Origin of the sequence: Saccharopolyspora sp. NPDC002686 (assembly GCF_040295745.1) — a bacterium.
GTDB classification, from domain to species: Bacteria; Actinomycetota; Actinomycetes; order Mycobacteriales; family Pseudonocardiaceae; genus Saccharopolyspora; species Saccharopolyspora oryzae.
In genome coordinates this window covers 17,132-27,297 of sequence record NZ_JBEOVY010000066.1, presented here as the reverse complement: position 1 = coordinate 27,297, position 10,166 = coordinate 17,132, and the positions used below count along the sequence as shown (strand labels likewise).

Here is a 10,166-nt window from a genome sequence, read left to right as displayed (position 1 = left end):
AGCCGCCATCTACCGGGATCACTGCGCCTGTGATGTAGCGGGCGCTGTCGGAGAGCAGGAATTGCAGGGCTCCGAAGACCTCGATGGGCGCTCCGACCCGGCGCAGCGGCACCGTGGTGAGCGCGCGGTCGAGCGCTTCCGGGTCTTCCCGCACCCACCGCGTCATCTCGGTGTCGATGAAGCCGGGGGCGATGGCGTTGACGCGGATGTTGTCCGGGCCCAGTTCCACGGCCATGCAGCTGGTCAGGTGCCGCACGGCGGCCTTGGAGGAGTTGTAGGCGGCCCGGGTGACCCGCACCCGGACGCCGGCCACCGAGGCCATGTTGACGATCGCGCCGCCACCGTTGGCGCGCATGTGCCGGGCGGCGGTCTGCGCGCCGTAGACGACGCCGTTGACGTTGACCTGGTAGGTGGAGGTGATCTGCTCCGGCGGGATCTCGGTGAACTCGGCCTGCGGGAAGATCCCGGCGTTGTTGATCCAGTAGTCGACGCGGCCGAACTCGTCGAGCGCGGCGCGCAGCAGGCCGTCGTGGTCGGCGGGGTCGGTGACGTCGGCGCGGTGGCCGAGCACCCGCCCGCCGTCGGCGAGGTCCCCGTTGACCTGGTCGGCGATCTCGGGCGCACCGGTGAGGTCACCGGCCACCACGTGGACGCCGCGCCGGGCGAGCTCGGTGGTGAAGACCGCGCCCATGCCGCGGCCCGCGCCGGTCACGACGGCGACCTTGCCGACGAGTTCGGGGTAGTTCGCGGAGAGCGGGCTGGCGTCCGCGCGCGTCGGGTTGGCCTGGTCGTTCGGTGCCGTCATCTCGGGATTTCTCCAGGTGTTCGCAGGAAGAGGTGGTTCAGTCGCGGGTGACTGCCCGCTCGGCGATCAGCCAGCGCCCGTCGCGGCGGACGAAGCGGTCGTCGGTGGTGGTGACCCGGTCGACGCTCACCGCGTCGGAGCTCGTGGTCCGCACGATGAGCAGGTTGGCCTTGACCAGGCACTCGTCCGCGCTGATCTCGCGGTCGATGCAGACGTTGGTGACGATGTGGTGGGTGCGGGGGTTGTTCGCGGCGAAGGCGGCGGCGAACTCGGTGAGCGCGTCCCGGCCCCGGACCGGCTCGGGGTAGGTGGGGGAGCGGAACACGCCGTCGGGGGTGAACGTCTCGGCCCACTGCCGCGCTGCACCGCCGTCGATGGCGTGCGCTTGCTTTCCCAGCAGGTTCAGGATTTCCAGCAGCGGACCGGTCATGAGGCGTCCTCGGCCAGGGCGGTGGTGATGCGGTGGTAGATGCCGCTGGACACCAGGCCGCCGTCGACGACGAGTTCGGTGCCGTTGACGTAGGAGGCCTCGTCGGAGAGCAGGAAGGCGACGGCTCCGGCGACTTCCTCGGGGGAAGCGACTCGACCGGCGGGAACGGATCGGAGGCTCTCGTCGACGAACCGGTCGTCACCGGAGTGCAGCAGGGGAGTGTCGACCAGCCCCGGGTGGACCGAGTTCACCCGGATCCCCTCGGCCGCGAACTCGAGCGAGGCCACTTTGGACAGTCCGCGCACACCCCACTTGCTCGCCCCGTAGGAGGCGGAGAAGTAGCCGACCATCCCGGCGATCGAGGACACGTTGACCACCGATGCGCCCCCGGCCCGCTTCAGCGGACCGGAGAGGAACTTCATGCCGAAGAAGACGCTGGAGAGGTTGATGTCCATGACTCGCCACCAGTCGTCGACCGAGGTCTCGGCGATCCCCTTCCGGAAGCTCACGCCGGCGTTGTTCACCAAGCCGTGCAAAGCTTTTCCGTCGAAACCCGCCGCGAGTTCCTCCCACGCGGCGGGGTCGGCCACGTCGAGCTGGTGCGCCCGGCCGGTGCCCCCTGCCGCGGTGATCTCGTCGGCGACGGCGCGGGCGGCGTCCAGGTCGATGTCGGCCACCAGGACGTCGGCGCCTTCTCCGGCGAGACCGAGCGCTTCGGCCCGGCCCATGCCGCTCCCGCCACCGGTCACCACGATCCGGCGATCGCGAAATCTGGCAGTCACAGTTCGAGCTCCCTTCCCTTGGTCTCCTTGAGGAAGAACGAGGTGACGAGGCTGATCAGGGCGCAGGCGACGAAGTACCCGGCCGGGGCGAGCTTGTTGCCCGTCGCGCTCACCAGCAGCGTGGCGATGAACGGTGCGGTGCCGCCGAGCAGCATGTTGGTCACGTTGTTGCCCAACGCGATCCCGCTGTACCGGAACCGGGCCCGCAGCATCTCGGCGTAGGTGGCGAACGAAACGCCGTTGACCACGGACACGCAGATGAACAGCACTGCCGGGGCCAGGATCGCCAGTGGTCCCGGGCCGTCGGCCATGAGCATGAACATCGGCACCCCGAGCAGCGCCCCGGCGGCGGAACCGCCGATGAACACCGGCTTGCGCCCGATGCGATCGCCGAGGTAGCCCGAGATCGGCAGGGTGATCACGCCCAGGACCATCGCGATGCACGTCGCGGCGAAGGCGAACTGGGGCGAGCGCTGACCGGCGGTCTGCAGGTACGTCGCGGCGTAGACCGAAGCGATGTAGTAGCCGCCGGTGATCACGGCACCGAGCAGGATGATGACGAGGACCTGCCGCCAGGCGGTCGAAAGCACCGCGAACAGCGGGACTTTCACGACCTCGCTCTGCTGCTGGACGTCCTCGAACTGCTCGGTCTCGTCCAGCGAGTTGCGGATCCACAGCCCGACCAGGCCGATGACCAGGCTCAGCAGGAACGGGATCCGCCAGCCCCAGGCCTGGACCTGCTCGGCCGACAGGCCGGTGGTGAGCGCGAGCGCCATCAGGGACGCGCACAGCGACCCGATGTAGGTGCCGGAGTTGACCATCGACGTCTGGAAGGCGCGCCACTTGGGCGGCGCGTGCTCGGAGACGAACGAGTTGGCGCCGCCGAGCTCGCCGCCGGCGGCGAAGCCCTGCAGGCACCGCGACAGCGTCAGCAAAGCGGTCGCCCACACGCCGAGCGTGGCGTAGGTGGGCAGCAGGCCCATCAGGGCGGTGGCGACCGCCATCAGCAGGATCGTCCAGGTCAGCGCCTTCTTGCGGCCGTACTTGTCGCCGATGTGGCCGAAGAAGATCCCGCCCGGAACGCGGAGGAAGAACGCCACGGCGAACGCGGCGAAGGTGCCGAGCAGGGCCGCGGTCGGATCGTCGTCGACGAAGAAGTGGGCGCTGATCATGGTCGCCATGTAGCCGTAGATGCCGAAGTCGTAGTACTCGACGACGGTGCCCAGGATGGCGGCTCGGATGACCTTGGCGTGCGACTGCGCGGGCCGCGCGCCCGTTCTGTCGGCGGCTGCGACGCCGTCGGTGGTGGAATTCGCCATTGAATGTCCTTCGGTGCGGTCCTCGCGGCCCTCGTCCGGGACGGATGAGCGCAGCAGTGCTCAAATAGTGAGCATAATGCTCACTAAATGGGAGTATATGGATCTGCCGCGTCCGTTGGCAACGGTCGGCGGAGCTCGACCCCCAGCGGTTTTCGAAGTGCTGGCAGGAGAACCTCCCCGGTCGTCCAGGTAGGAGCGCCTAACGCGTGACGCCGGTGAACTCTTCGACGGCGTCCCACAGGTCACGCTCGCGCAGCGGGTCGTAGGACTCCTCGGACGACCGGGCCACGCGATTTCGGTCGACGTAGGACCCCGTCGGTGCCTTGATCCTGCCGAGGACGACATCGGCCAGGTGCCGCCCCGCGGCACTGCGGCTGGTCGCGAACCGCGTGAGGGTCAGCACCGGCAGGATCCAGCGCATCGCGAACCGGGAGACGGGTCCGGCGTTGCGGGCGAGGCCGGTGCCGGGAACGAACCCCGGGTTGTAGGAGAGCACGTCGATCCCGGTCGGCAGGCGGCGCGCGTACTCGTGCACGAGGTGGATGGCGGCGAGCTTGCTCGTCGAGTACGCGGTGCGCCCGGCGACCGCGGTGCCCGGCTCGGGGAACGCACCGGTGCGGGCCAGGACGTCCGGGGACTTCCAGACCGGGCCGGGCACCATGCCCATGTTGTGCTTGAAGTCGCCGAAGTGGGTGTCGCTGACCGTGATCACGATGCGTGCGGGAGTGGTGAAGCGGTCCTGGAGCGAGCGGACGAGCAGGTGGTTGGCGAGGACGTTGACGGTGAAGGTGGACTCGAACCCCTCGGGACCTTCGGTCAATGCGTTCGTGAACTGCAGGCCGGCGTTGCCCGCGAAGCCGCGCAGCGGCGGCAGTTCACCGCGGTCGAGCCGGGCGTGGATTTCGGCGGCGGCCGATCGGACGCTCTGCAGCGAGCCGAGATCGGCCGGGACGTGCGTGACCGCGTGTCCGCCTCGTCCCAGCTCTGCGGCCAGCTGTGCGCCGGAGGCACCGCGGGCGACGACGAGGAGGTGCACGTCGGGCGACTGGCGCAGCACGTGCTCTGCTGCGACGCGGCCGATCCCGCGGCTCGCGCCCGTCATCACGATGGTGTGCTGCATGGAAGGGCTCCTGGGCAGGTCGATGGGCGCCGGACTGGCGTACCCACGACGTTCACCGCCCGCGCCGTCGCCGACCAGTGCCGTCCCCGGCACCAGGACTGGCAGTACCCAGGTTGATGTGGGGCTGGGGGCAACAATGAAGCCGTGGCTGCCTCACGCTCCGACTTCGGCCGGCTCCTGCATGACTGGCGCGACCGCCTTTCCCCGGCCGACGCCGGCTTCCCCGCGACGGCCGGTCGTCGTGCCCCGGGCCTGCGGCGGGAGGAGCTCGCGCAACTGGCGGGGCTTTCCGTCGACTACGTCCTGCGTCTGGAGCAGGGGCGCGCGAAGAACCCCTCGGCCCAGGTCGTCGGCGCCCTCGCCCGCGCACTCCAGCTGTCGCGGGCCGAGCGGGACCAGCTGCACCGAGCTGCCGGGCTCCTGCCGCCGCAGGACGCGACGATCAGCACCCACGTGTCACCGGGGGTCCAGCGCCTCGCCGCGCGGCTGGGAGATGTTCCGATCGGGGTGTTCACCGCCGACTGGACCCTGGTGTGGTGGAACTCGATGTGGTGCGCGTTGCACGGTGATCCCGCCGGACTCCCGGTAGCCGAGCGGAACCTCGCCCGAGCCCTGTTCGGTGACGGCCCGGCCCGCGCCGCGCTGCGTCCGGTTCGGTCGGAACGCGGCGAGGAGGCGTTCGCAGCGTCGATCGCCGCCGACCTCAAGGACGCCGCGTCCCGCTACCCCGCAGATGCCCGGCTCGGGAACCTCGTGCAGGAGCTGCGGGGAACGTCCGACGCCTTCGCCCGCCACTGGGCCACGGCGACGCTGGCGCCGCACGTGACCGAGCAGAAGACGATCCGGCACCCGGAGATCGGCGACATCTCGCTGGACTGCGACGTCCTCGTGGCCCCGGACGCGGACCTGCGTCTGGTCACCTACACGGCAGCGGCCGGAGCCACCGACGCGGGAAAGCTCGACCTCCTCCGCGTCACCGGGGGCCGCACCGCAACCACGCCCCCGTGACCAGCTCCACCGCTGGAGGTCAGGCGGGTTGCAGGACCTCGATGTCGCCGATGGCGAGGTGCACGTCGAAGGTCCGGTCGGTGATGCGCCAGCCCGCGGGTTCGCGGCGGAGGTGGTCTCGGTAGACACCGAAGCACTCGTACGGCGGCAGTTCGGAACGGGTGCCCGCGCCGTAGTGGAAGACGCGGGCCTTGCAGATCGCGGTGGCGGTGTCACCGCTGATCTCGACCAGGTGGTTGCCCAGCAGGTGCTGCGACGGGCCGCAGCCGTCGAGGTGCGACCGGATCGATGCCACGATCTCCTCGCGTCCGTGCAGCGGGGAGGCCTCCGGGCTCCCGTAGCGGGCGACCGCGTCCGCCGCGAACACCTCGTCGAGCGAACTCCACTGCCTGGTGTCGAGTGCGTAGGCGTAGCGGTTCACCACGTCGGTCACCGCGTTGCGGTCCTGGCAGGAGCACATGTGCTCATCCCGTCCTTCCAGCTGAGACGCTCGTCGGGTGCTGGGCGGGATCATCGCCTCGTCGCTGTTCCGGCGGTGGGGCCAGTCCCGGTCACCGGGAAGGTCGCGCCGTCAGGAGGCGACGCGGAAGCCGAGGTTGCCGCTGGAGCTGTCGGGGGTGTTGCTCGTGCGGGCGGCGACGCGGTAGCGGTTGCAGTAGGAGTCGTGGCACAAGTACGAGCCGCCGCGCATCACCTTCGACGTGCCCTCGGCGGGTCCGGTCGGGTTGCGGTTCGCGGCGGCGGAGTGGTCGACGCCCCACCAGTCCGCGCACCACTCCCAGACGTTGCCCGCGACGTTGTGCAGCCCGAACCCGTTGGGCGGGAAGGCGTCCACCGGCGCCGTGCCCCGGTAGCCGTCCTCGACGGTGTTCTTGACCGGGAACTGGCCCTGCCAGATGTTGCACCGGTGCTCACCGCCGGGTGCCAGCTCGTCGCCCCACGCGAACCGCTTGCGCTCCAGCCCGCCGCGCGCGGCGTACTCCCACTCGGCCTCGGTGGGCAGCCGGGTGCCCGACCAGCGGCAGAACGCCACCGCGTCGTGCCAGGACACGTGCACCGCGGGATGGTCCAGCCGTTCCTCCACAGTGGATCCAGGACCCTCCGGGTGCTGCCAGGACGCACCTCGCACGCCGCACCACCACGGGGCCGCATCCGGTCGCGGCGAGTCCTTCCGCAGCGAGCCGGGGAGGAACCCGGCGAACACGTACGACCAGCCGAACCGCTCGGCGTCGGTGACGTACCCGGTCGCCTCGGTGAACTCGGCGAACTGCGCGTTGGTCACCGCGTGCACCGCGACCTGGAACGGCTCCACGGTCACCGGCCGCACCGGTCCTTCCCCGTCGGCGGGGAAGCCGTCCGGGTCCTCCGCGCCCATGCTGAACGTGCCGCCGGGCAGGGACACCAGCTCCGGGGAACGCCCGGTGGCCGCCGGTTCCGGCGCGGGGTCGCTGGTCGTCGCGGTGTCGAGCGCGGAGCGGCTGGGGCCGCAGCAGGAGTGGTCGGTGCTCACGGGTTCACGGTAAACCGCCGGTGGAGCCGGCCGTCACCGGTGCTGCAGGGCCTTGAACTCGTCGAGCCAGGCGTAGTTGGGAGCCGGGGTGCCGTCGGGCAGGGGCTGCACCGAGCGCGAGGCGAACAGGCTGTTCAGCAGCCACGGCTTCTTGCCCGGTCCGAAGTCGCTCGACATGGCGGTGTCCTGGCCGATCCCGTAGGTTGCCACCGCGAGCTTGCCGGTGGCCCGGAACTTCCGCACCTGGTCGCGCAGGTAGTCCTTGTTGTTCTCGAACCACGGGCTGGTGCGCAGGAAGTCGTACCACCGGTCCTGCGGGAACGGCTCGTCGAGCGCCTTCTTGATGACCTGCCACACCCGCGTGCCCGGCGGCACCCCGTACTTCGCGGCGTACTCGGCGGACACCCGGTCGGTCAGGTGCTCCTCCCAGAGCTGGACGAGGGAGAACTCGGTGACGAGGAACTTCTTGTCCGGGCCCAGCCGGGGCAGCACGTAGTCGAGGTAGGTGTCGGAGTCCGCCAGGCTCGCGACGTGCGGGTGGATGTCGGTGCCCTCGATCTCCGGGGTGTCGCGGACGTAGGTCATCCAGCGCTCGGTGCCCGCACCTGTCCACCCGGGGTCCTCGAGGTGGTTGAGCGCGCCCATGTACAGCGCTGTCCGGCACCCGCCGGGGAAGTGCGCGGCGCGGTACTCGATGACGTGGTCGGCGACGGCCTCGTAGAAGGCGTTGATGGCGCCGTTGTTCCAGTCGTCGTGCGGGCATTCGATGAACGGCTCGTTGCCGATCACCAGGACGTCGACCTCGTCCAGCACTGCCGGCAGCACCTGGTCCAGCCGCTTCAGCTCGGCGTTCATCGCATCGGTTCCGGGGCGCGGCAACGGCTTCCCGCGTTCCGGGAAGTAGGGGAACTTCAGCGACAGCACTGTTCCGTAGCCGCGCGCGCTGGCCTGCAGCAGGGTGCTGATCGCAGGTGCCTCGCCTGGTTCGCCCTCGTCCGCGTCGGGCATGGCGAAGAAGCCGCGCACCCAGGTCGCGCCGGCGGTCTCGAGCTCGCCGAAGGTCATCACGCGCGGGTCGCCGTTGAAGTTCGCGCCGAGAACGCCGCTCGGCGGCGGTGCTGTGACCTGCTGAACGGCCGACTGGGACTGCCCTCGGCTCGGAGTGCTGCAAGCGCCCGCGCCGAGCGTGGTGAGACCGGCTGCAGCGGACAATTGGAGCAAACGGCGCCGGGACATCGAGATCATGTGCCCGGATGCTTCCCCGCCTGCCGCACGGTTGTCAATCGGCTCAGCGAAGCGCTGAGACCTATGTGGAGGGATGAGCGTGCTGGGCGTCCTCCGAACGGATCGAGGAACCGTCTGACCTCAGGGGCGGCTGATCAAGTCGTGTTCGGCGAGGAACTTGTCCAGTCGGGCCTGGTCCACCCTGCTGATCACGCTCGCCGCTTCCTGCCTGTCCCGCACGCACTTCGCGAGCGTGAACGTCGAGGTGACCGCGTACAGCAGCGCCAGGGCCAGGAATGCGCGGATCCAGCCGTCGACCGGCAGGTAGATGACGCTGATCGTGGAGGCGGTCAGCGCGACCCCGAAGGAAACGATCGACTGCACGAAGAAGGCGTTGGTGGTGCTGGAATTCTGATTCATGCCGATCATCTTGTCGGGGAAATGCCGTCGTGGCATGCGTAAATATCCTCGTTTACCGGGTGAGGGCCGCAGTCTGCTGCGTCCCTTCGGCGGTACCCTCCTGGCGTGGCGCGTGACCAGGTCGACGTGATCGCCGCTGGGCTCAAGGTCTGTCCCGTGGCGAGGAGCAATCAGCGGAGGCCGGTGCCGGCGGAGGAGCCGATGCACCCGTACCGGATGCGCGAGCTCATCGTCGTCCGCGACGAGTGCCGACCGGTGGAGAGGTTCGCCTAGATGTCCTCGGACGCTCCGCAGCCCGGCTTGGCGCGACGGCTCGGTACCGGTGACGCGGTGGTCATCGGGTTGGGGTCGATGATCGGCGCCGGTGTGTTCGCCGCCTTCGGCCCGGCGGCGAAGGCGGCGGGCAGCGGCCTGATGATCGGCCTGGTGCTCGCTGCGGCCATCGCCTACTGCAACGCCGTGGCCTCCGCGCAACTCGCCGCAGCGCATCCCACCTCGGGCGGCACCTACGCCTACGGCCGGGAGCGGCTCGGCCCGTGGTGGGGTTTCGCCGCCGGTTGGGGCTTCGTGATCGGCAAGACGGCCTCCTGCGCGGCCATGGCGCTGACCGTCGCCACCTACGCGGTTCCGGGGCCGGGGTGGCTGCAGAAGATCGTCGCGATCGCCGCGGTGCTCGCCCTGGCCGCGCTGAACTACCGCGGTGTCACCAAGACCGCCGTGCTGACCCGGGTGCTGGTCGCACTCAGCTTGATCGCACTGGCCGTGGTGGTGGTCGGCATCTTCGCGAGCGGTGTCCACGTCGACCGGCTCGGTGGTTGGGGAGCGCTGACGTCCAGCGGCCCCTATGGCATCTTGCAGGCGGCGGGACTGCTGTTCTTCGCCTTCGCCGGGTACGCCCGCATCGCGACGCTGGGGGAGGAGGTCCGCGATCCGCGCCGGACGATCCCCCGCGCCATCCCGCTCGCCCTGGGCATCACCGTGATCGTCTACGCCGTGGTGGGGCTGGCCGTGCTCACCGCGTTCGGCCCCGACCGTCTGGCGGCGGCAACTGCTCCGCTCACCGAAGCCCTGCAAGCCACTGGAGCCGGTGCACTCGCCCCGGTCGTGCGCATCGGTGGCGTGGTCGCGGGTCTCGGGGCGTTGCTGACGCTCATCGCCGGGATCGGCCGCACCAGCCTGGCCATGGCCCGCAACCGCGACCTGCCGGGCTGGCTGGCCGCCGTGCACCCCCGGTACCGGGTGCCGCACCACGCCGAACTCGTCCTCGCGGTGGTCGTGTGCGCACTGGTGGCCACCACCGACCTGCGCGGCGTCATCGGCTTCTCCTCGTTCGGGGTGCTCGTCTACTACGCCATCGCCAATGCCTCGGCCTGGACGCAACCCGCTGCGCAGCGCCGGTGGCCGCGCTGGCTCAACGCCGCCGGTCTCGTCGGCTGCCTGGTCCTGGTCGCCACCTTGCCCTGGCAATCGGCCCTTGCCGGTGCCACCGTCTTCGCCGTGGGGCTGACCGCGCGCGCCGTCGTGCTCGCCCGCCGCTGACCCGCCCTG

The 10,166-nt window shown here is 70.2% G+C and carries 12 protein-coding genes; 3 read left to right on the top strand and 9 right to left on the bottom strand.

Translation table 11 applies throughout. The features are described from left to right. The 5 genes from ABTZ89_RS11670 to ABTZ89_RS11650 all read right to left on the bottom strand — a co-directional run. Positions 1–805, bottom strand: an 805-nt coding sequence (locus ABTZ89_RS11670; protein ID WP_351043184.1) for an SDR family NAD(P)-dependent oxidoreductase, incomplete at its 3' end; no start/stop codon positions are given. 37 nt (positions 806–842) lie between these two features. Beyond that, positions 843–1,235, bottom strand: a complete 393-nt coding sequence (locus ABTZ89_RS11665; RefSeq protein ID WP_351043182.1) for a nuclear transport factor 2 family protein — start codon at positions 1,233–1,235, stop codon at positions 843–845. Further along, positions 1,232–2,017, bottom strand: coding sequence for an SDR family NAD(P)-dependent oxidoreductase (locus tag ABTZ89_RS11660; protein ID WP_351043179.1), 786 nt, complete (start codon positions 2,015–2,017; stop codon positions 1,232–1,234). The genes ABTZ89_RS11665 and ABTZ89_RS11660 overlap by 4 nt, the downstream gene beginning before the upstream one ends. Then, positions 2,014–3,336, bottom strand: coding sequence for an MFS transporter (locus ABTZ89_RS11655; protein ID WP_351043176.1), 1,323 nt, complete (start codon positions 3,334–3,336; stop codon positions 2,014–2,016). The genes ABTZ89_RS11660 and ABTZ89_RS11655 overlap by 4 nt, the downstream gene beginning before the upstream one ends. Positions 3,337–3,535: 199 nt before the next feature. After that, positions 3,536–4,456, bottom strand: coding sequence for an SDR family NAD(P)-dependent oxidoreductase (locus tag ABTZ89_RS11650; protein ID WP_351043173.1), 921 nt, complete (start codon positions 4,454–4,456; stop codon positions 3,536–3,538). Between the two features lie 144 nt (positions 4,457–4,600). Here ABTZ89_RS11650 and ABTZ89_RS11645 point away from each other — a divergent pair, with 144 nt between their 5' ends. After that, the gene (locus tag ABTZ89_RS11645) at positions 4,601–5,464 is read left to right on the top strand and encodes a helix-turn-helix transcriptional regulator (RefSeq protein WP_351043171.1); all 864 of its coding nucleotides are present in this window, start codon (positions 4,601–4,603) and stop codon (positions 5,462–5,464) included. Positions 5,465–5,483: 19 nt separating this feature from the next. On the opposite strand, the gene ABTZ89_RS11640 is transcribed toward ABTZ89_RS11645, so the two are convergent. The 4 genes from ABTZ89_RS11640 to ABTZ89_RS11625 all read right to left on the bottom strand — a co-directional run bounded on the left by ABTZ89_RS11640 (position 5,484) and on the right by ABTZ89_RS11625 (position 8,618). Further along, on the bottom strand, positions 5,484–5,924 hold the full coding sequence (locus ABTZ89_RS11640) for a nuclear transport factor 2 family protein (protein ID WP_270952360.1): 441 nt from the start codon (positions 5,922–5,924) through the stop codon (positions 5,484–5,486). A 111-nt stretch (positions 5,925–6,035) separates the two neighbouring features. Beyond that, entirely contained in the window at positions 6,036–6,974 is a 939-nt protein-coding gene (locus ABTZ89_RS11635) for a formylglycine-generating enzyme family protein (protein WP_502949536.1), read from the bottom strand. A 33-nt stretch (positions 6,975–7,007) separates the two neighbouring features. Beyond that, positions 7,008–8,186 (bottom strand): hypothetical protein, encoded by a 1,179-nt coding sequence (locus ABTZ89_RS11630; RefSeq protein WP_351043167.1) that lies wholly within the window; start codon positions 8,184–8,186, stop codon positions 7,008–7,010. Between the two features lie 153 nt (positions 8,187–8,339). After that, entirely contained in the window at positions 8,340–8,618 is a 279-nt protein-coding gene (locus ABTZ89_RS11625; RefSeq protein WP_270952364.1) for a YiaA/YiaB family inner membrane protein, read from the bottom strand. A gap of 105 nt (positions 8,619–8,723) precedes the next feature. Between ABTZ89_RS11625 and ABTZ89_RS11620 the strand changes: the two genes are divergently transcribed. Further along, positions 8,724–8,891: a hypothetical protein gene (locus ABTZ89_RS11620; RefSeq protein WP_351043164.1), complete on the top strand. Its 168-nt coding sequence runs from the start codon at positions 8,724–8,726 to the stop codon at positions 8,889–8,891. Beyond that, entirely contained in the window at positions 8,892–10,157 is a 1,266-nt protein-coding gene (locus tag ABTZ89_RS11615) for an APC family permease (RefSeq protein ID WP_351043161.1), read from the top strand. Positions 10,158–10,166 lie beyond the last annotated feature (9 nt).

Bases quoted from the DNA above. Each gene is read 5' to 3' on its own strand.
- ABTZ89_RS11640 (WP_270952360.1), bottom strand. From the start codon at position 5,924: ATGTGCTCCTGCCAGGACCGCAACGCGGTGACCGACGTGGTGAACCGC.
- ABTZ89_RS11665 (WP_351043182.1), bottom strand. From the start codon at position 1,235: ATGACCGGTCCGCTGCTGGAAATCCTGAACCTGCTGGGAAAGCAAGCG.
- ABTZ89_RS11650 (WP_351043173.1), bottom strand. From the start codon at position 4,456: ATGCAGCACACCATCGTGATGACGGGCGCGAGCCGCGGGATCGGCCGC.
- ABTZ89_RS11655 (WP_351043176.1), bottom strand. From the start codon at position 3,336: ATGGCGAATTCCACCACCGACGGCGTCGCAGCCGCCGACAGAACGGGC.
- ABTZ89_RS11615 (WP_351043161.1), top strand. From the start codon at position 8,892: ATGTCCTCGGACGCTCCGCAGCCCGGCTTGGCGCGACGGCTCGGTACC.
- ABTZ89_RS11625 (WP_270952364.1), bottom strand. From the start codon at position 8,618: ATGAATCAGAATTCCAGCACCACCAACGCCTTCTTCGTGCAGTCGATC.